Origin of the sequence: Photobacterium carnosum, assembly GCF_021236965.1 — a bacterium.
GTDB classification, from domain to species: Bacteria; Pseudomonadota; Gammaproteobacteria; order Enterobacterales; family Vibrionaceae; genus Photobacterium; species Photobacterium carnosum.
The window spans coordinates 40,848-61,579 of the sequence record NZ_WMDN01000004.1 but is presented as its reverse complement, the minus strand read 5'-3'; the positions used below and the strand labels follow the sequence as shown (position 1 = coordinate 61,579).

The window sequence follows — 20,732 nt, the reverse complement described above, 5'->3', positions numbered from 1 at the left end:
TGAGTAGGTTCGGCAAAAACGCTTACTTTTTTAGTGAGCGTTTTTTTTGTTTTTTAATATCTTAATTATCATGATGTTATGATTTTTTCTAATTAAGATGTTTAAAATAGAACATTGATATTTAGTAAATTTAAATATTTAGACTTAACTTAACATTATAGGTGCAGATTTATCTTAATTAAGATATCAAGTAATTAAATCTGATCCGCAACAGAATAAAACATGGTGGGGAAGGTATGGAATCATTAAAAGTAAAAGACTATATGAATGTTCGTCCAGTTACATTTACTGAAAGTCTGTCGTTATCCGCAGCATTAGATAAATTGTTAACGGCGAAACAGATTGGTGGACCTGTTATTAATGAACACAAGCAAGTAGTAGGTTTTATCTCAGAACAAGACATGATCCATAAACTGCTTAAAGTGGGTTACCACTGTCAAGATAGTCATACCGTTAGTGAGTGTATGCAGACTGATGTATTGACCGTTTCTGGTGAAGATACAATTATTGTATTAGCTGAAACGATGACGGGGCAAAAGCCTAAAATTTATCCTGTTGTTGATGATGGTCGTTTAGTGGGAGTGATTACCCGCCGTGATGTATTAACCGCAATTAGTAATCAGATAGGGGCTTGCTTTAAACATCCATTGTGATCAATATATAAACATATTTGTAGATTAGTAATAAAAAAGGTGCTCAGAGCGCCTTTTTTATTGATTATTATGGCCTTGTTTTAGGGTGTCATAATGCCGATTTGGAGACGTTGTGAACAAAGAAAATACAGCAGAGAATAGCCACGCTAAATTTTTAACGGGTTCTATTATGCGTCACATTGTAGTGATGTCAGGAACGGGGGCTATTGGTTTAATGGCCCTGTTTTTAGTTGATTTACTCGACATGTTTTTTATTAGCATGTTAGGACAAATAGAACTTGCTGCTGCGATTGGTTTTGCCGGAACGTTAGTCTTTTTTTCCACCTCTCTTTCTATCGGTACATCTATTGCTGCGGGGGCGCTAGTCTCACGTGCGCTAGGTAAAAATGATCGTCAACAAGCACGCATGATGGCGAGTAATGTGATGATTTTTGCTGTTATTATCAGTATTACTGTCGTTAGCTTGATGTTATGGCAGTTGCCACTGTTACTGGATTTAATTGGTGCTAAAGGTGCGGTTGCTAAAGCGGCAACCCAATATTTAGTGATCTTATTACCCAGTGCGCCATTGATAGCTGTTTCTATGTCAGCGGGTGCGGCATTGCGTGGAATTGGTGATGCACGAAGTTCAATGGTGGCGACATTAATTGGTGGTGGCGTTAATGCAGTATTAGATCCGTTGTTTATTTTTGGATTATCAATGGGTATGCAAGGTGCGGCCATTGCATCGGTGTTTGCGCGATTAGCGGTAATGTGTTTTTCCTTGTATGCGGTGGTCTATAAGCATCAATTAGTTGCCAAACCGAATCTTACTAGCTTTAAATTGGCATTACCGACAGTGGTTAAAATTGCATTACCTGCAATATTAACTAATACCGCAACCCCAATTGGTAATGCTGTTGTTACCAGTAATATCGCCCATTTTGGTGAGAGTTTTGTTGCAGGTTATGCGGTTATTGGACGTATTATGCCTGTTTGTTTTGCGTTAGTTTTTTCATTATCGGGTGCCGTTGGGCCGATTATTGGTCAAAATTTTGGTGGTGAACGCTGGGATAGAATTAATCAAATATTACGTGATGCTATGTTATTTACGGCAATTTATTGTGTTGGAGTCTCGTTATTACTTTGGTTTGGTCAAGATTTGTTGATAGCGATGTTTAGTCTCACTGGTGATGCGGCTGAAATTGTCGGTGTGTTTTGTAGTTTGATTGCAATTACTTTTATTTTTAATGGTGCATTATTTGTGGCAAATGCAGCCTTTAATAATCTTAATCGACCGACATGGTCAACAGTTTTAAATATGGGTAAAGCAACCTTTGGCACCATTCCTTTTGTGTTAATTGGTGGGCATATTGCAGGTGCAAGTGGAGTATTAATTGGTCAAGCTGTCGGTTCGGTTGTGTTTGGTATTATTGGTTTTGGGTTAGTTATTTATCAAGTTAAGAAAATGGGGCTTACTCATGAACAACAACGATTGGATAATAATGACATATTAACCCCATTGGTACCTGTCGCTCCATTTTGTTCTTCACGGACGTATATGGGGACTGAGGATGTTTTGGAAGAAACGTTGGCGGTTGATCTTGAACATCATCATGATAGCTCGATACAAAAAAGAGAAAAATAAAAAAGTGTTTATTGAGTGATATCTTATTTGCGTGATATTACTCACTTTCTCAATGTTACCTGAGAGATAAACGACAATTTTCTTGTTGGAATATGATCGTTATTTTAGCTAAATAGCAATTATTTCATCGCTTTATTGATCTAACTCGATGAAATAAAAACAATAGCCAGCGACAATAATAACACTAACAATTATTAGCTTGTAGTTATGAGGTAGTGGTCATTGTGCAATTACTTATTATCAGTCGTGTTAGTTTAGCCATTACACTTCACCTTTAATCGAAGGAAAATAAAGGTGATGGCGTATTTATTGTTTAAGGGAATAATGTTCTATGCGTCAAAATCTTCGCTATATCATACCTATTCTGATCCCATTAATTGTTTTGTTATTACCGGCATCAGCTTTTCCTATTGAAGGGTTAACGGTGATTCAGCAACGTGTGATTGCTATTTTTCTATTAGCGGCATTATGTTGGGTGATGGAGCCTATTCCTATTTATGCAACGTCTGTTGTGATTATTGTGCTGGAATTATTATTACTGTCAGATAAAAGTCTGTATTTATTTAGGCTTGATCAAGGGCAGCCTCAGTTTGGTAATTTAATGAGTTATAGCGAAATAATGGCGACCTTTGCGAGTCCGATTATTATGTTATTTCTTGGCGGTTTCTTTTTGGCGATGGCAGCAACGAAATACCGTTTAGATGTTAACTTAGCACGGGTGTTATTACGGCCGTTTGGAAAACAACCTAAATATGTCATGTTCGGTTTAATGTTGATTACCGCTGTTTTTTCAATGTTTATGTCAAACACCGCAACAACAGCGATGATGCTCTCTATTTTAGCGCCAGTTATTACCTTATTTGGTGCTAAAGACCCCGGTAAAATAGCCTTTGCGTTATCTATTCCTGTTGCGGCTAATATTGGCGGTATTGGAACACCTATCGGCACCCCACCTAATGCGATTGCTCTGAAATATCTGACGGGAGAAAATCTGATTACTTTTGGTGAGTGGATGTTCTTTGGCGTGCCTTTTGTCGCGGTGTTATTGGTATTTGCGTGGTGGTTGATTAATAAACTTTATCCTGCAACGCAACAATCAATTGAATTGACTATCCAAGGTAAGTTTCTAAAAACCCCAAAAGCGATCACGGTTTATGTGACATTTGCCGTCACTATTATGTTGTGGCTAATGGGCTCAATGCATGGCATGAACGCTTATACGGTGGCGTTAATTCCGGTGGCAATTTTCTCGATAACGGGGATTATCAATAAGGAAGATCTTAAGAAAATTTCATGGGATGTATTGTGGTTAGTGTCTGGTGGTATTGCGCTTGGTTTAGCGTTAGATAAAACTGGTTTGGCTAAATTGGTAGTGCATAGTATTCCATTTGATATTTTCTCACCTTATGTGGTCTTGCTTGGTGCCGCGATACTGTGTTTATTAATGGCTAACTTTATGTCACATACCGCAACGGCAAACCTATTAATGCCCATTATGGCGGCATTGGGAACATCGATGACGTCATTAACACCATTAGGTGGTGAAGTTACCTTGATTCTGGTGGTGACTTTTGCTGCATCGTTAGGTATGTCATTACCGATAAGTACACCGCCTAATGCGTTAGCACATGCAACGGGTTATGTTGAAAGTAATCAAATGGCTCGAATAGGTGCGATTGTCGGTGTCGTCGGGGTGTTATTAAGTTTTGTGATGATTTGGGGGTTACAAGTTATCGATCATATTTAGTGCTGTTAACGTTAGATCAAGGATGATGCTATGAATCAACCCAAAGCACTGCGACGGATCATTGATACCTATTTTCAAGATCCTAAGTCGATGATTGCTGTTGCTGCTGGCACGGAGGTTTTGCGACAAGATGGGTATAACGATCGCTTATATTGGGTAAAACAAGGTGAGTTATCAGGCTATGTAAATAGTAAAGAAAATGATTTAAGTGCGCAGGTGTTTGTGGTCAAAGAAGGGATGTTCTTTGGCGTACACAGTTTTTTTGCTCAAACACTTGTTGCCTCTACGACGGTTGTTGCAGAAAAAGACAGTGAGATTGCTTGGATTGATTTATCGACCCAAGCGGTTGAGCCTGAGCATTATGGTTCATTAGCTGAGCAATTTATGCCTGTAATGGTGCATGAGTTAGCGATGCGGCAGATGCTTACTGGAATAGCGGCACTAGAAAAAGAAAAAGCGTTGCAGAAATTGTATGCCACTGAACAAATGACCACATTAGGTCAATTAGCGGCAGGGATTGCTCATGAGCTTAATAATGCGATTGGTGTGATTAGTAGTAAAACGGAGAATATCCAAACCGCGATCAGCCAGTTTGTTGATGATAATCAGCCTCAAATGCGACCATTTTTACAACATGGTATCGATCATGGTCAAAGTATTAGTTCAGCCCAAGTTCGTGAACGCAGCAAAGTATTACAGCAGCAGTATACATTGAGTCGAGAACAAGCTCGAACCCTTGCGCGTGCATTACCCGAAGGTGATGTTCCTGCTGATTGGCTTAAAGATATTGATGCTGCCTTAATATGTTGGGATAGCGGCCGTGATTTGCGTGATATACGACTTGCAGCACGACATGCCGCCAGTATTGTACGATCAGTAAAACAGCTTGGTGGTGGTGATCACGCACGAATACCGAATGTTGATATCACGGATACATTACATAAATCGTTAACATTATTACAAAGTAATTTACGCTATGTTGATGTGGTATTACGACCTGTAATTTTACCACCTGTAACCGCTAGCATCACTGAGTTGGTACAGATTTGGGTTAACCTGATCAAGAATGCATGTGATGCAATGGAACATACTGACAATCCACAAATTGAAATTATTACGCGAAGTGTAAAAAATAAGTTGTTAGTCACTATTACTAATAATGGACCGATGATCGATGAAGCTACGCGTCGTAAAATATTCAATCCAAATTTTAGTACGAAAAAAGGCGGATTATCGTTTGGCTTAGGATTGGGATTAGCAATAGTTCGACGTATTGTTAATAGTTATGGGGGCACTATAGTCGTTAAAAGCGATCATCAACGAACAACATTTAGAATCAAATTACCAATAACGTAAAGGACGGTTATTATGGAAAAAATCACTATTATTTGTGTTGATGATCAACGTGAAGTGTTAAGTGCAGTATTAAAAGATTTAGCTGAGTTTGAGCCGTCTTTTTTATTGGAAGATTGTGAGTCAGCGGATGAAGCATTAGCGTTAATGGATGAACTTGATGCAGAGGGTGAATTTATTGGGGTTATTATTTCCGATCATGTGATGCCGGGTAAAAGCGGCGTTGAGTTATTGACGTTAGTGGCAAACGACAACCGCTTTATACATACTAAAAAAGTATTATTAACGGGGCAAGCTACCCAGCAAGATACCATTGCTGCGATTAATAAAGCCCGTATCGAAAGCTATTTTGAAAAACCATGGGATACTGAGGTATTGGTTAACTGTGTGCGAACATTAGTGACAGAATATATTTTTGATATGGGACTAGATTATACGCTCTGGGGCGATGTAATTGATAATGCAACTGTTTTACGACGTTTACGTTAATTGAACTCTGAGGGTGTAACGTATATTTACTGATTTTTTGATAATTATTATCACTTGAGTACCGTGATATGTGGCTATTTTGCTTGACCTTGGTCTTAACTCAAAGGTTTATAATTATCATCAGTAAAACTGAATAGCACCCAAGGAGAACGATGATGTGTGCTCAATGTAATAATAAAAAAGATCATATTCATACAATAAAATCAACGGTTGCTAATCAAGCAACCGTAACGGTGGTTGCAGCAACGGCTGATTGTTGTTCGAGTATAAATTCTGAGTGTTGCTCGACCAATAAAGATTCTGAAGGGTGTGGTGATAACGACACTGAAGGTCCCGCTGCTGGTGGTTGTTGCTCAACGACAACGCATCATGATATCTATGCCGTAACAAACAAGAATAGTTTTACTATTACTGGTGCGCATGCTTCAGCTTGTGATCAGACGGCTCATCAAAATAAATATCAGCATAGTAACGCTAACCATTGTGATGGTCACGATTCCGATGCTAAGAACGCGCATAATCATGATGATCACGATCATAGTCTCCACGATCATAGCGGACATGCTCACAGTGGCCAATGCTGTTCAAGTCCTACTATGAGTAAAGAACAAGAATTAGCATTAGAAGCATCGCTAACAAATAGTGCTCATGGCAAAACGTTCAGCTGGAAAGTGTTAGGCATGGATTGTCCTAGCTGCGCGGCTAAACTTGAAAAATCCATCATGTCATTAGCGGCTGTCGATACAGCAAAAGTGATGTTTGCGACTGAAAAATTGATTGTTAATATTCATGATAATCAGCAGACTGATCCTGAAACGCTAAAATCTGAAATAGAAAATAAATCTAAACAAACTGGTTTTACGTTAGTTTCTACAACAACGAAAGCCGCTGACCTACCGACCCAATCTTTCTTAATTCAGCATTTGTCTGTGATTGTTATCGCATTGATGATGGTGATCTCTTTTGTCTTAAATAAAACAGTTTCTGCAGAAGTTGGGTTATTTGCGTTTACGCTGACTACCATTGTTGGCTTATTCCCTATATTGAAAAAAGCTGTCGTTTTAACCAAATCAGGCACGCCTTTTTCAATTGAAACATTGATGTCGATTGCCGCTATTGGTGCTTTATACCTTGGTGAAACGGCTGAAGCGGCAATGGTTATCTTCTTGTTCCTTATTGGTGAACAATTAGAAGGTTATGCGGCTTCTCGGGCGCGTAGTGGCGTCAAAGCATTAATGGATTTAGTACCAGAAGAAGCAACGGTTATTTCGGCTGATGGTTCAAAAACCAAACGATCTGCGGCTGAGTTAAAACCCGGTGATGTGATTGAAGTTGTACCGGGTGAACGTTTACCCGCCGATGGTCAAGTTCTTGATGTTGTCGCCAGTTTTGATGAAAGTGCATTAACGGGGGAGTCTGTACCTGTTGAACGTACACCTGGCGAAAAAGTCATGGCAGGTAGTATGGCATCGGATAAAGTGGTGCGCTTAACCATTATTTCAGCTCAAGGTGATAATGCCATCGATCGTATTTTGCATATGATCGAAGATGCTGAATTACGGAAAGCGCCATTAGAACGTTTCCTTGATAAATTCAGCCGTTGGTATACGCCAAGTATGATTTTATTGGCTGCGCTGGTGGTTATTATTCCACCATTAGTATTTGGTCAATCTTGGGATGAATGGATTTACAAAGGCTTAGCGTTATTATTGATTGCTTGTCCGTGCGCATTAGTTATCTCTACTCCCGCTGCGATTACATCAGGTTTGGCGGCGGCGGCACGTCGTGGTGCATTAATTAAAGGGGGAGCGGCGTTAGAACAATTGGGTCATATTGAAGTGGTTGCGTTTGATAAAACAGGTACGCTGACTGAAGGTAAACCTGTTGTCACGGACATGATTTGTTGGGATAACGACGACGAGAAATTATTACGTCAAGCTGCAGCGATTGAAGCGGGATCATTACACCCATTAGCAAAAGCGGTGGTTAATCGTGCTCAAGAAAAGCAGTTATCAGTGGTTGAAGCAACAGAGCGTGAAACCCTAGTCGGGCGAGGTATTCAAGGTATTACTGAAGGCGATAAATTTTTATTATGTGCCGCTGATCGTTTACCTCAAGATATTGTGCTCACAGCTGCGCAACAGCAGCAAGCAACTGATTTAGAAAATGAAGGTAAAACGCTGGTGGTTGCAGTGCGTAATGCACAACCTGTAGGATTAGTCGCATGGCGGGATAATTTACGTGAAGATGCCTTAATTGCGATAGAAAAGCTTAATCAGTTAGGTATTAAATCAGTAATGCTAACCGGTGATAATGCACGGGCTGCTGCTGCAATTGCGAAAGAGATTAATATAGATTATCGTGCGAGTTTGTTACCCGCAGACAAAGTGACTGAAATTCGCAAGCTTAATGATCTACACAGTGTAGCGATGGTTGGTGATGGTATTAATGATGCGCCAGCAATGAAAACTGCGACCATCGGTATTGCGATGGGTGGTGGTACTGATGTGGCATTAGAAACCGCAGATGCAGCGATTACGCATAACCGATTGTCAGAATTACCCGTAATGATTGAATTATCACGAGCCACTTTAAATAATATTCGTCAGAACATTGGTCTTGCTCTGGGACTTAAAGGTATTTTCTTAGTGACAACGATATTGGGCGTTACTGGGCTATGGGTGGCAGTCTTAGCGGATAGTGGTGCAACGGCTTTGGTTACGTTAAATGCTTTGCGCCTATTACGATTTAAACCAAAAGAATGATTTTGCTAATAACATAATCGTCTTATTTTTATAATTATGATAAGCAGAATGGGTTAAACACCATTCTGCTTTTTTATTTATGGCTATTATTAAGCGTAAATAACAGTGGTAAAGGTTATGATGAAGTTGCTTGTTTTTTGTGATGGATTCGATAGGTAAACGTTTTGTTGTGATATACATCAAGTTAATTTGTAACTAAAAATTATGTTGCTTTTAGTTAATGTGAATTAGCTCACTAAAAACAGTTCTAGCTTCCGTTATCTTTACATTAGATTTTGACAGACGTTGTTGTTATGTTGCGTATTACGTTTACTGTCAAACCACAAAAATTAACGATAATTATCCATCTCTGTTCCTACAATCAGAGCGATTAAATTTAGAGGGTATCATTATGTCTGACAATAAAGTGTTCCACTTAGGTGTTAATAAAGCGGATCTTAACGGCGCTGAATTAGCGATTATTCCTGGTGATCCTGCTCGTGTGGAAAAAATTGCCAACCTAATGGAAAACCCTGAATTCCTAGCAAGTGCTCGTGAATACACCGTGTACCGCGCACAGCTAGATGGTAAGCCTGTCGTTATTTGTTCTACGGGTATTGGTGGTCCATCAACGTCTATTGCTGTGGAAGAATTAGCACAGTTAGGTGTTAATACATTTCTTCGCGTCGGCACAACCGGTGCTATTCAACCGCATATCAACCCTGGCGATATGATTGTAACTACGGGTTCTGTACGTCTTGATGGTGCAAGTCTACACTTTGCTCCAATGGAATTCCCTGCTGTGGCTGATTTCACTGTAGCAACCGCAATGAAACAAGCATGTGATGATGCTGGTGCGACTGTGCATACTGGTGTTACCGCTTCTAGTGATACTTTCTACCCAGGCCAAGAGCGTTACGACACATTCTCTGGCCGTGTAGTACGTCGTTTCCAAGGCTCTATGAAAGAGTGGCAAGAAATGGGCGTGTTGAACTTTGAAATGGAATCTGCGACATTATTAACTATGTGTGCAAGTTCTGGTTTACGTGCAGGTTGTGTTGCGGGCGTTATTATTAATCGTACTCAAAAAGAAATTCCTGATCACGCAACATTAAAAGCAACTGAAGCTCGTTCAATTAAGATTGTTGTTGAAGCTGCTCGTCAAATGCTAACGAAATAAGTCGTTTTTAATAACGCACTGATTTATTTTAGATATTCTAAAAGCCGATAGTATTTTATTACTGTCGGCTTTTTTACGTTTAAGGTAAATAGCTATAATTAAAAACAACGTGATAATACGCTATAACCTATTGGTGAATTTAACCATTAGCTCTATTTTGTTGTAGAATAGTATTTTGTTGAGCTTAGTGAAGTTATAAACATGATTGATTATAAAATTATATTTCCGAATGGACGTCAAGATACCATTGCATTACCTATTTCACCTGTATTACAGATGAAAATTGCTTATTTAGATGATGTGTTTGTTGTAAGAGATATTATTGCAACAGTAGGAGAAAACTACACGATAGTGACATTATTATTAGATGATGGTCAGCACCATACGCAAAAACCACAAGCGGCAGGGGTTGTTTTTAATCGACTTGGATAAGTAACGCTAAACGGCATTAAGCGACGCTCAATCTTTGATTCAATAAAAAGGCCTTATGTGAAAAAGGCCTTTTTTGATCAATGAACATTATTATTTTTACAGATAACTATGCTGGGTTATGTGCCTGACCACCTGCACCTTTCAACCAATCATGAAGGTGAGTATATAATTCACCAAGTTGATCTGGACCAATAATTGCCAACCCTAAATCTTGTGCGCGAACTAAATCGTGATGACGTAGAGGACGGAAACTTACAAGCATTGCACGCGCTTGTAGGCCACCTAGCAAGTCACGTAATGATTCTAGTTTGTACAAGGTATCATCGCCATCATCACGCATACCTTTAGTCTTACACTCAATGATATGCAGTTTATTATTAACGATAGTTGCTACATCAAGTTCATTACGCACTTCACGGTCACCAATTTTACGGTAAACCTGCACGCCCAATGAGTGATCTTGAATTGTCGGTAATTCGTTTTGAATTGCACGAACCGTACTGTGAACTAGGCTTTCTAACCATTCACCGTTAGCAAAACGACGCGCCTCTTCATGTTTAAATGTCAAAATACCATCGTGGTATGTTGCAAGGCCTGTTTCTTCTAAATCAGTTAGGAGCGTGCCAAGTTCTTTATAGCCCTGTTGCTTTTCACTTAACTCAACATTTAATACCTGTTCTTTACGACAGGTTGTTGCTAGATAATTAAGTGTTGCTAAACCTGGGCCTAATTCTAATGCAGAACTTGCCCAGCGTTGGCCTAATTCCCATAATTGGTCGTTCAGAGATTCTGGCATTGGATTGTCAGATAATTCACAACGTGCACCAAAAATAGTTAAATAATCAGAGATTTGAATACGATCTTGAACTTGTTGTTGTTCACGGTCATTAGGGAAAAACCAGCACATTTCATCACTGAATGGCTCAATAACGTAGATAGGCCAATGGAAAGAGCGGAAGACTTCATAAGCAGATAATAAACGGTGACGTAAACCACAGCTAGCATTAAACCACACATCTCGGCTGTCGTGTTTTAATTGTTCAGCAAGTTGGTTCAAACATTGTCTAATTTGAGTGACATTGATAATGTCGGGAATAATAAAAAATTCAACAATAATATTACGTGAAGTTAAAATAGAAGCGAGTCGATCATATTGTTGTTGTTGTTTTTCTGTACCAATAAAGATCATTTTATCAGCAGGTACTGCTTCATCTAATAATGGAGTGATCAGACGGACAGGATCCTGATCAATAATGCCAACGTGAGTAATCATAGTAATCCTTAATGCGCCCAACATACAGGGCGTAATATGGTGATGCGCATTAAATAAAAGAAATGTAAAAGTAAGTGTGCGCAACACATCTAAGGTAAGTATATGCGGTTTTTTAGTGCAAAATTCAAGTCAAAATTTATAAACTAATAATGCACACATTAATCGGAAATATTACTTATTCAGTTATTTTGTCTAATAGTCTATTTTTAAGCGTTTTTTTTATCTAAATATTGAGATTTTCTAAAATGCCATCGTTATTCATGGCATTTTTTTTGTTGAAAACATAGTTATCAATAATAATTTACATACTTGGTGGTGTTGGTAATTGTGAAGCTAATAGCCAAATAGCCAGTACGAAGAAGATTAAACCCATAAATTTATGTTGGTTATTACGGAATTTTTCATTCTTCAATAACGATTTTCCAAAAATACCAATCGTTGTGACTAAAAATAAGTTAAATAATAACCCTAATACATTTAGTAATAACCCAAGAATTAGCATCTGTTCGCCAGAGGATGTTGCAACATGGGTTGAAACAAATTGTGGTAAGAACAGCACAAAGAAAATGAGTGCTTTAGGATTAAGTAGATTAGTAAAGACAGCACGACGGTATAACGTTGATGCCATTTTATTGGATTGTTCTAATTCTTGAGGCGCGTCATCTGGGTGACTGCGCATACAATCCCAGCCCATTTTTAATAAATACGCGCCGCCAACTAAACGTAAAACATGCAATGCGATTGGGTTCATTGCGATAAGTGCTGATACCCCAAGAGCCGCTAGAATGGTTAATAAAATACCAGAGGTTGCATTACCTAAACTTGCATAAATACCGACTTTGCGACCGTAAGTTAAGCTTGAACTGGCAATAAGTAACATGTCAGGTCCAGGAATGAGTAGTAGAGCAATTACAGCGGTGAGGTAAAGCGGTAATACATTTAAATCAATCATGGTAAAAACAACGTTATAGTGTAGAAGTCTATATTTTACACAATAAATAGTTCCATTCCATGAGTTACAATCAATAGAAAGTGTTTTTTACTGCTTTGACTTGATTATGTATGTTAATCGTCCGTTTTACGTTATTAATTTGTTAATATTAATGGTTTTATTTGGGCGTTAAGTTAGGGAAGGACTGATCACTAACAATAAAAAATACTGTTGATGTGATCAGTGAATAATTGGTTTTGTTGGTCTATTTTGACTGACTTTTATTATGCTTTCTTGCTATGGAAATGAAAACGCTCATGAAAGTAAGCTTTTAGATGCTCTTCCATATTGTGTACTTTATCATCAATTGCTTCACACAGTACTGCATCATTGTTCATTGCATTGACACGGTTAATAACCATTTCGTCGATAGCTGATTTTTGTGTTTCGGTTAGTTGTGGCTGTTGAGTTGTCATTATTATTTTTATCCTTATTGTTTCGATTAATCAGTAAAAGATTTGAATATATGCATAGTATCGATATTTATTTAAATAAGGAATATTTGTAAAAATTGTTTACGAATAAAAAGTGATTAAAACCGACAGTAAGATGTGATTTATTTTCCAAAATTGGACTTAATCGCCCTCATGAGTAGAATAGCCGTTCACAAAATTGATACGTTTTTTGAAAGGCACGGTTATAAATGGGTAATAACGCGATGAGAAGTAACTTTGAGTTGTTAGCGCCGGGCGGTGATATAGAGTCGATTAAAGCGGCTATCGTTGCGGGTGCGGATGCTATTTATTGTGGATTAGATAATTTTAATGCCCGTAATCGTGCAACGAATATTACCTTTGAAGATTTAAATGGCATTGTTCGTGTTGCACACCAACGTGATTGTAAGATTTTTCTTACGCTTAATATCATGATCCTTGAAAGTGAAATTCCTGCTGTTATTCGGTTATTGAATAAATTAGTTAACACTAAAATTGATGGTGTTATCTTACAAGATTTAGGGCTATTTCACTTAATTAAGCAACATTTTCCAACACTTGATGTCCATGCTTCAACCCAAGTTAATAGCCATAATGAAGGCCAAATTTTATTTATGGGGCAGCTTAATGCGAGCCGTGTAAATTTATCGCGTGAACTTAATATCAAAGAGATAAAACAGTTAGCACAGTTTGGACATCAACATAATGTGTTAATGGAAGTGTTTGTTCACGGCTCATACTGCATTGGTTTTTCTGGGTTGTGTTATATCAGTTCGGCTAAAAATGGTAACTCAGGTAACCGTGGTCGTTGTAGCCAACCTTGTCGAGATCAATATCAAACGACGGCGGTTGGTAAAGATTATCCATTAAATATGAAAGACAATTCTGCGTTTTCAAATTTAGAAGCCTTAGCGGATGCTGGGGTGTATTCATTGAAGGTGGAAGGACGCATCAAAAAATCACATTACGTTTATACCGTGGTGGATAATTGGAGCCGTCAATTAGACAATTATTGTAATCAAAAGCCATTATTGGCGGATACACGTGAGTTATACACTGTCTTTAATCGCGATTTCTCTAACTCATACTTAATGGGTGATATTAATAAAGCGATGTTTATCGATAATCCACGCGATAACTCTGTCGATCACTTTGCACAGATTGCTGATGCTAAATCTGAGACTGAAATTCAAGCGGTTAAGCAAAAGCTATATGATGACAAAACTACGATCATTCAAACTGTTGAAGAGCGAATTGCTGATCTAGACATTAGTTTATTAGTATTAGAACTCACGATTATCGGTCAGGTTGGACAGCCGCTTATTCTTCAAGTAACGACACCGCTACAACAGTTTGAAGTGGCATCAACCTCGTTATTGCGTCAATCTGATAATACGGTACTTGATAGCGATTGTTTTGAAAAACGCTTCCGTAGCTTAAATAATGGTGAATACTTGTTATCGTCAATGAATTTAAGCCAATTAGCGGCAGATGTGGTGGTGCCATTTAAAGAATTAACGCAAATGCGCGATCAAATTGCATGTGGGTTAAATGGCGATCAACCATTGGTTGAAGCGTTTGAATTACCGAAAACTGTTCGTCAGCCATTATCGACGATGACACCACGATTATCGGTCTTGATTGCTAATCCTGCTGATATTATTGCTGTGAGTCAGCCAGATACCGCAGTGTATTATCAATTGCCAGAAGCGATGGCAATGGAAGGGTTAAAATTAGTTAGTCTGTTCCAAGAAAATCCACAGCTTATTCCTTGGTTCCCTGCGATTTTAATTGGCGATAATTATCAAGCGGCAGTGACGTTCCTTGAACACGTTAAGCCATCACGTATTGTAACCAATAATAGTGGTGTCGGTTATGCGGCGCATCAGTTAGGTTTAGCGTGGGTGGCTGGCCCTCAAATGAATATCAGTAACAGTTTGAGCCTTGAATGCTTACAGCAAGAGTTTGGTTGCGTTGGGGCGTTTATTTCTAATGAGATCAAACGTTCACAAATTAAACCTATTGCAGCACCTGCTGAGTTTGAATTGTATTACAGTATTTATCACCCGATGATGTTGCTAATGAGCCGTCAATGCTTATTCCATCAAACAGTAGGCTGTAAGAAAAAGCGTTTTGATGATAAATGCTTACGTAAATGTGATAAGTCAGCATCGATCATTAATCTTACTGAAGCGTCATTTGTGGTTGATAAACAGCGCGGTGATCATAATGCATTATATAACCCGAAGAACTTCTTAAATCTTGATATTGTGGCTGAGATTCAGAATAAGTTTACGGGCTTTATGATTGATTTACGTGATATTAAAACGGAAACTGCAGTGAATGCTGATAAAGCAACGGTTGTTTCTTTGTTTGATACCTATATCCATGGTGATATCAACGCTCGACAAATATTAGAGCAAACTATCGTTGGCACTATTTGCCAACAATATAAAAAAGGTCTGTAATTTAGATAAATAGGATATTTCATGGTAAACGTAAACATTGTTGCTTTTGATGAAGCAAATAAAGAGAGTATTCGTTTAGTACGTGAGCAGGTATTTATTCAAGAGCAACACATTGATCCTGAAATTGAGTTTGATGGTTTAGATACACAAGCGGTGCATGTGCTGGTGGTTGATGGTGAACAGCCATTAGGGACCGGGCGTATTTTAGCAAATGGACACATTGGTCGTATTGCGATTATGCAGGCTGCTCGTGGACAAGGATTGGGTGTAAAAGTAGTACGAGCTTTAGTGGAATATGCTAAACAACAAGGTTATCCAAAGGTTGATCTTGGCGCGCAAACTCATGCTGTCGATTTTTACCGTAAGCTAGGTTTCACGCTATACGGTGATGAATTTATGGAAGCTAATATTCCCCATCAAGCGATGGTAATGCTATTAGAACACCCATAAATCGATAGCTTAGTATCGATTTTCTTCAATAAAGAAAACGCAGCTTATTTTATCAATCTTGTGTAAATAATATGGTTTAAAATGGCTGCGTTTTTATCGATCGTTAAGATCTTAGCCTCTCAGAACCGTTTGGAATATTACGCACCACACCAATTTTTAATTTACGTTTCAGTGGAGTAGTGACAAAACCAATAGGGGAAAATACGCATTGTTTTTATCTTCTGTCGCTGAGATCAGTGCCACACTGTCGCGTACGGTTAATAGGTTGGTTAGTTTTAACTAAAAGATAAATAGTAAATGGCAGAATAGAAACGCCTAATTAAACGGTAAATATTTAAAATAAATCACAGTTTTAATGGAAGTTACGGTTTTTAATACTTAAAAAAAAAGGCTCATAAGAGCCTTTTAATGTATTTGCGTTGAGAATAATAACCGTCAGTTATTAGCTTTTTTTAGCGTTCTTTTGTAGGAAATCAAGTACAAGGTTGCGATCTTTTTCGTTTAGACCTGCACGTGGGAACATACTGTTTGTAATACCTTTCCACTGCTTGTAAGTGAAGTCACTTGGGTGTGGTGCTGCGTGACAAAGGGTACAGCTACCGTAGAATAACTTCTCACCAGGTGATTGCTCAGGACCACTTTCTGCGGCAACGGCTTTTAAGCGCTTACCTAATTGTAATGACCAGATATCCACTTTAAAGTCTGATTTCACAACTTTAGCAGGCGTGTATGCTTGGTTTGGCGTTTCGGCATCAGTACATTTCTTGAAGTAAGCCAAACAGGTGTTAGCACTGGTTGCTTGTGCTAAACCACTGGTTGGTTGACTGCTTGTTAGCATGTTGATTGAGCCTGAGTTACAACGGCCTTTGCTATCAAGTTGTAGCCATGCGCCTTCGTGGATGTAAATAACACCCGGCATTGCTTCAGCAGTGATACGAGCACCCGCTAGTAGTACACCACGGTCATTATAAACTTCAACAACATCGCCATCTTTTACGCCACGTTCTTCAGCGTCTTTTTTATTGATGAGTACGATTTGACGACCATCAACAGACTCGTAGCTATTCACATCGGCATTTGCCATTTGTGAGTGCAAACGCATCCATGGGTGTGGGCTTAGTACGTGTACTTGACCTTTCTTCGCATTACCTAGCCATTCAAATGGTGGGATCCATTGTGGCATTGGTGGACAACTATTTGCTTTAAATCCAGCAATAGTTGAGCTATATAATTCGATTTTACCACTTGGTGTATGCAGTGGGTTCTTAATTGGATCAGCGTAGAAATCACCATGACGTACAAAGCTATTTGCTGCCGCAGGTGTTGATACGTGAGCGATACCATTTTGCCAGAATGTTTTGAAATCATCCGTTGCATCAGATGCTTCATAAGAGGCTTTAACATGTTGGTACATAGTTTTACCTTCGGTAAATTCTTTATGTACGTTAAACATGAAAGCAAGGCGTGAGAAGATTTCGTAATCATCTAAGCTTTCACCTACAGGCTCAATAACCTGACGCATCGCGTAGATTTTATTGTTGCTGTAAGTACCGCCTGATGAAATATCGTCACGCTCAAGTGTGGTTGTTGTTGGCAAAACGATATCAGAATATTTCGCCGTAGCACACCACCAAGGTTCGTGACAGATAATGGTATCGATATTATCGTTAAGCGCTTTGATTAATTCGTTAGTGTCTTGTTGGTGAGACAGTAAGTTATTACCTGCGTTATAGATAAGTTTTGCTTTTGGTAGTGTAAGGTTTGAACCATCACGAGTGTAAGCTTTACCTGGGTTTTTCAGCATATCTGAAACCATAACCACAGGACATGTCTTAGTGATAGGGTTACGACCTTGTGATAAACCGATAGGCATACGCTTACCAGAAGCAGGCATACCGCCATTACCATAGTGCCAGCTAAAGCCTGCACCTTCACCTGGCTTACCAATTTTACCTGCGATTGCAGCAAAGTTGATGATAGACCAGTGAATCATCTCACCGTGGTCAGCACGTTGTAGTGCCCAACCTGCAGCGATTTGGGTACGTTTAGTCACACAAAGTTCAGCGAGCTCTTTAATTTTAGCCGCAGGTAAACCTGTGATTTCTTCAGCCCATTCAGGTGTTTTTGCAACACCATCTTCATCACCGATTAAGTAAGCAAGGTACTTATCAAAACCAACAGTGTATTTATCGATGTAAGCTTTATCGTGTTGGCCTGTTTTGTACAGATGGTAAGACATTGCAGTAAATAGGGCTGTATCCGTATTAGGACGGATATTGATCATTTCACTACCAACAGCTTTATCTGTTTGGGTTTGTTGAGGATTTATAGAGACAAATTTAATCCCTTTTTCCTTAAACGCTTCCCAGTGTTTTTGCATAGAGTGATCAGCAACACGGAATTCTACACGGTTGGTTTTCCATGGGTCACAACCGATTAGAAGAACAACTTCAGTGTTTTTCTCTACAATTTCCCACGCAGTTTGTGGTGAGTATACTTCCATATCACCAATAACGTGTGGAAGGATAACTTCAGAAGCTCCAGCTGAATAGTCACCAGCACAGATACTTTGGCCACCAATAAGGTTGAAGAAACGACCTTGTAGTGTTTGAGGGCGGTTAACACCACAATGTGACCAACCACCGTATGATGAACTAAATACTGCTTCGTTACCGTGTTTTTCAACAGTACGAGCAATACAGAATGCTGTTAATGCGATTGCTGTATCCCAATCAACGCGAACAAAAGGTTCTTTACCACGAAGATGCGGGTTGTGATCGCCCAATGGATCTTCTAATAGTGACTTACGTACCATTGGGTATTTGATACGTGTATCGCTATAAGTACGACTCAATACACCTTTAGTTAACATTTCTGTTGGGAACGGGTCGACATCATTAATCGGTTGAACACCAATTAATGTGCCGCCTTTAACGACTGCTTTAAACGGACCATAGTGAGTAGCTGATGGAATGGTAATTGTATCTGAAGCAAATACTTTTCCAGCAGGAAAAAGGGTGAGTCCGTTAGCAGCGATAGCCGTTGCTACTGAACCTTTTAAAAAGTTACGACGAGATAGGGTCATGTTTATATTCCGAAGACAAACCGAATGAATAGGCATTTTAATAGCATAATAACTATTATAATATTTGTCGGTATAGTGATCTATTATTTGACTTATTTCTTGATAGGCTACACGGATATAAAATATATTAGTTCGCTAAATGAAAAATAAGTTACCACAAAAAAGCACTACAATCTGTAATGTTTAATGTTCTATATAAATAGAAAAATACTTAGCACGGCAACTAAAAAGTGATTGATAACTATTCTCGATACTACTAATTTTAAAGTGTATTTACCGTACGAATGACGGTATTTGTGGAGTGTAACTATTTGATTTTACTTTTTTAATTTATTTTTTATTTTATAAAGTCGACATTATTACATTTAAAGTAAAACATTATTTACATATTGATTATAATTAGAGCTCTAAGCAAATAAGGATTCTTACAAATTGTAACACAATTATATTTTTAGTTATGTTTAGAATATTTATTTATATGAATCAATGGCGTTGCCCTGTTCACATTCAAATGTTAGTTTGTGCGCAACTCTTTTTTTAACGTTGTTTTGACGTTTAATTCATTTTGGACCATCCATGAAGAAACTATGGCGTTTTTTAGTAAAGCCAAGTAGTCGTTATTCAGTATTAGCGATTGCAGTTGTCTGTGTGATTATCACATTGGCAGGTGTGTTTACCTTCCACGAATCGATAAAGTTTAGTTCGACTACCGAGTTTTGTACTTCATGTCACTCAATGAAAGAAAACTACAACGAATATAAGACTAGTATCCACTATAAAAACGCATACGGTGTACGTGCTGAATGTCGTGACTGTCACATTCCTGAAAATGATCCTATTGCCTTTATGAAAGCGAAACTGGGCGGTGTAGGCGATATTTACAGTGAATTTATCAGTAAAGATATTGATACTCCAGCTAAGTTTGAAGCAAACCGTTTACGTATGGCTCAAAATGTATGGCGTATGATGGCTGAAACAAATTCAGCAACCTGTAAGAGTTGTCACTCATACACTGCAATGGATCACGCTAAGCAATCTCCTGCAGCAGCAGCGGCAATGACAACTGCAGCAGCAAAAAATATGAACTGTATTGAATGTCATAAAGGTATTGCGCACCAGTTGCCTCATATCAATAACGACTTCCAAGCAACGTTCAAGCAATTAACGATTAATGCTGGTGAAGCACCTGCGACTAAAACGCTTTATACGTTAGCATCTAAAAAATTGTATACCACTGACTCAGCATCAGGTGATGCACAAGGTCAATTATACCCAGCATCAAAAGTTGAAGTGCTAGGTACAAGTGGCGACATGATCAAAGTACAAATTACAGGTTGGCAGCAACAAGGCTCAACAACTGGTATGTTAGTACAAGACATGGCGAAGCAAATTCAAACTGTCTCTCTAAATGCAGATCTACAAAAGTCAGCAACTATTCTAAATACAGTAAAAGCTGAAGATGGTCAGACATGGCAGCAAGAACAAGTATCAGCATGGATCACTCAGCGTAATATGCTAGCGAGCATGAAGCCTATTTGGGCTTATGGTAAAGAAATTCTTGATGCAACATGTAGTCAATGTCACGCTATTCCAGATCCAAAACACTTAACAGCAAATGGTTGGGTTCAGGGTCTAAAAGCGATGCAACAATACTACATGCTAAATAAAGATGAAGAGCGTACGTTACTTAAGTATCTTCAAAACAATGCGAAAGATGCACAAGTAGCAGCACCTCAAGCAGCTCAATAAATATTGAGATAATAAACTCTACTATTGAGTAATAAAAAAGCCTGCGTTTAGCGCAGG

15 protein-coding genes are annotated in these 20,732 nt (G+C 38.6%); 11 read left to right on the top strand and 4 right to left on the bottom strand.

What is annotated here, in order from left to right; translation table 11 throughout:
• Nucleotides 1-236: 236 nt before the first annotated feature.
• The 8 genes from GLP24_RS05445 (at nucleotide 237) to GLP24_RS05410 (ending at nucleotide 10,225) form a co-directional block, all read left to right on the top strand.
• Nucleotides 237-653, top strand: coding sequence for a CBS domain-containing protein (locus GLP24_RS05445; RefSeq protein ID WP_101769042.1), 417 nt, complete (start codon nucleotides 237-239; stop codon nucleotides 651-653).
• A 187-nt stretch (nucleotides 654-840) separates the two neighbouring features.
• Nucleotides 841-2,280 (top strand): MATE family efflux transporter, encoded by a 1,440-nt coding sequence (locus tag GLP24_RS05440; protein ID WP_373322848.1) that lies wholly within the window; start codon nucleotides 841-843, stop codon nucleotides 2,278-2,280.
• A 331-nt stretch (nucleotides 2,281-2,611) separates the two neighbouring features.
• Nucleotides 2,612-4,027, top strand: a complete 1,416-nt coding sequence (locus tag GLP24_RS05435) for an SLC13 family permease (RefSeq protein WP_101769043.1) — start codon at nucleotides 2,612-2,614, stop codon at nucleotides 4,025-4,027.
• A 30-nt stretch (nucleotides 4,028-4,057) separates the two neighbouring features.
• Complete coding sequence (locus tag GLP24_RS05430; RefSeq protein WP_232615651.1) at nucleotides 4,058-5,383, top strand: ATP-binding protein; 1,326 nt, start codon at nucleotides 4,058-4,060, stop codon at nucleotides 5,381-5,383.
• A gap of 12 nt (nucleotides 5,384-5,395) precedes the next feature.
• Nucleotides 5,396-5,869 carry a response regulator gene (locus GLP24_RS05425; RefSeq protein ID WP_045036669.1) on the top strand — a complete coding sequence of 158 codons (474 nt, stop codon included), beginning with the start codon at nucleotides 5,396-5,398 and terminating at the stop codon, nucleotides 5,867-5,869.
• 155 nt (nucleotides 5,870-6,024) lie between these two features.
• Nucleotides 6,025-8,634 carry a zinc/cadmium/mercury/lead-transporting ATPase gene (locus GLP24_RS05420; RefSeq protein WP_232615740.1) on the top strand — a complete coding sequence of 870 codons (2,610 nt, stop codon included), beginning with the start codon at nucleotides 6,025-6,027 and terminating at the stop codon, nucleotides 8,632-8,634.
• 391 nt (nucleotides 8,635-9,025) lie between these two features.
• Nucleotides 9,026-9,793: a uridine phosphorylase gene (gene udp, locus GLP24_RS05415; protein WP_045036667.1), complete on the top strand. Its 768-nt coding sequence runs from the start codon at nucleotides 9,026-9,028 to the stop codon at nucleotides 9,791-9,793.
• A gap of 201 nt (nucleotides 9,794-9,994) precedes the next feature.
• Nucleotides 9,995-10,225, top strand: coding sequence for a hypothetical protein (locus tag GLP24_RS05410; RefSeq protein WP_101769047.1), 231 nt, complete (start codon nucleotides 9,995-9,997; stop codon nucleotides 10,223-10,225).
• A 106-nt stretch (nucleotides 10,226-10,331) separates the two neighbouring features.
• Here the strand turns inward: GLP24_RS05410 and GLP24_RS05405 are convergent, their stop codons facing one another.
• The 3 genes from GLP24_RS05405 to GLP24_RS05395 form a co-directional block, all read right to left on the bottom strand.
• The gene (locus tag GLP24_RS05405) at nucleotides 10,332-11,498 is read right to left on the bottom strand and encodes a Card1-like endonuclease domain-containing protein (RefSeq protein WP_232604092.1); all 1,167 of its coding nucleotides are present in this window, start codon (nucleotides 11,496-11,498) and stop codon (nucleotides 10,332-10,334) included.
• 301 nt (nucleotides 11,499-11,799) lie between these two features.
• Nucleotides 11,800-12,450 (bottom strand): LysE family translocator, encoded by a 651-nt coding sequence (locus GLP24_RS05400; protein WP_221944100.1) that lies wholly within the window; start codon nucleotides 12,448-12,450, stop codon nucleotides 11,800-11,802.
• Nucleotides 12,451-12,713: 263 nt separating this feature from the next.
• Entirely contained in the window at nucleotides 12,714-12,905 is a 192-nt protein-coding gene (locus GLP24_RS05395; RefSeq protein ID WP_101769050.1) for a hypothetical protein, read from the bottom strand.
• Between the two features lie 227 nt (nucleotides 12,906-13,132).
• On the opposite strand from GLP24_RS05395, the gene GLP24_RS05390 reads away from it, so the two are divergent.
• Nucleotides 13,133-15,391, top strand: a complete 2,259-nt coding sequence (locus tag GLP24_RS05390; protein WP_232615650.1) for a peptidase U32 family protein — start codon at nucleotides 13,133-13,135, stop codon at nucleotides 15,389-15,391.
• Between the two features lie 21 nt (nucleotides 15,392-15,412).
• Nucleotides 15,413-15,841 (top strand): GNAT family N-acetyltransferase, encoded by a 429-nt coding sequence (locus tag GLP24_RS05385; RefSeq protein WP_232614061.1) that lies wholly within the window; start codon nucleotides 15,413-15,415, stop codon nucleotides 15,839-15,841.
• Nucleotides 15,842-16,283: 442 nt separating this feature from the next.
• Here GLP24_RS05385 and GLP24_RS05380 read toward each other — a convergent pair whose 3' ends face one another.
• Nucleotides 16,284-18,926: a molybdopterin-dependent oxidoreductase gene (locus GLP24_RS05380; RefSeq protein ID WP_101769052.1), complete on the bottom strand. Its 2,643-nt coding sequence runs from the start codon at nucleotides 18,924-18,926 to the stop codon at nucleotides 16,284-16,286.
• Between the two features lie 576 nt (nucleotides 18,927-19,502).
• On the opposite strand from GLP24_RS05380, the gene torC reads away from it, so the two are divergent.
• The gene (torC, locus tag GLP24_RS05375; protein ID WP_101769053.1) at nucleotides 19,503-20,675 is read left to right on the top strand and encodes a pentaheme c-type cytochrome TorC; all 1,173 of its coding nucleotides are present in this window, start codon (nucleotides 19,503-19,505) and stop codon (nucleotides 20,673-20,675) included.
• The last annotated feature ends 57 nt before the right edge of the window (nucleotides 20,676-20,732 follow it).

Bases quoted from the DNA above. Each gene is read 5' to 3' on its own strand.
- GLP24_RS05405 (WP_232604092.1), bottom strand. From the start codon at position 11,498: ATGATTACTCACGTTGGCATTATTGATCAGGATCCTGTCCGTCTGATC.
- GLP24_RS05400 (WP_221944100.1), bottom strand. From the start codon at position 12,450: ATGATTGATTTAAATGTATTACCGCTTTACCTCACCGCTGTAATTGCT.
- GLP24_RS05445 (WP_101769042.1), top strand. From the start codon at position 237: ATGGAATCATTAAAAGTAAAAGACTATATGAATGTTCGTCCAGTTACA.
- GLP24_RS05390 (WP_232615650.1), top strand. From the start codon at position 13,133: ATGGGTAATAACGCGATGAGAAGTAACTTTGAGTTGTTAGCGCCGGGC.
- GLP24_RS05380 (WP_101769052.1), bottom strand. From the start codon at position 18,926: ATGACCCTATCTCGTCGTAACTTTTTAAAAGGTTCAGTAGCAACGGCT.
- udp (WP_045036667.1), top strand. From the start codon at position 9,026: ATGTCTGACAATAAAGTGTTCCACTTAGGTGTTAATAAAGCGGATCTT.
- GLP24_RS05435 (WP_101769043.1), top strand. From the start codon at position 2,612: ATGCGTCAAAATCTTCGCTATATCATACCTATTCTGATCCCATTAATT.
- GLP24_RS05395 (WP_101769050.1), bottom strand. From the start codon at position 12,905: ATGACAACTCAACAGCCACAACTAACCGAAACACAAAAATCAGCTATC.
- GLP24_RS05420 (WP_232615740.1), top strand. From the start codon at position 6,025: ATGTGTGCTCAATGTAATAATAAAAAAGATCATATTCATACAATAAAA.
- torC (WP_101769053.1), top strand. From the start codon at position 19,503: ATGAAGAAACTATGGCGTTTTTTAGTAAAGCCAAGTAGTCGTTATTCA.
- GLP24_RS05385 (WP_232614061.1), top strand. From the start codon at position 15,413: ATGGTAAACGTAAACATTGTTGCTTTTGATGAAGCAAATAAAGAGAGT.
- GLP24_RS05425 (WP_045036669.1), top strand. From the start codon at position 5,396: ATGGAAAAAATCACTATTATTTGTGTTGATGATCAACGTGAAGTGTTA.
- GLP24_RS05440 (WP_373322848.1), top strand. From the start codon at position 841: ATGTCAGGAACGGGGGCTATTGGTTTAATGGCCCTGTTTTTAGTTGAT.
- GLP24_RS05430 (WP_232615651.1), top strand. From the start codon at position 4,058: ATGAATCAACCCAAAGCACTGCGACGGATCATTGATACCTATTTTCAA.
- GLP24_RS05410 (WP_101769047.1), top strand. From the start codon at position 9,995: ATGATTGATTATAAAATTATATTTCCGAATGGACGTCAAGATACCATT.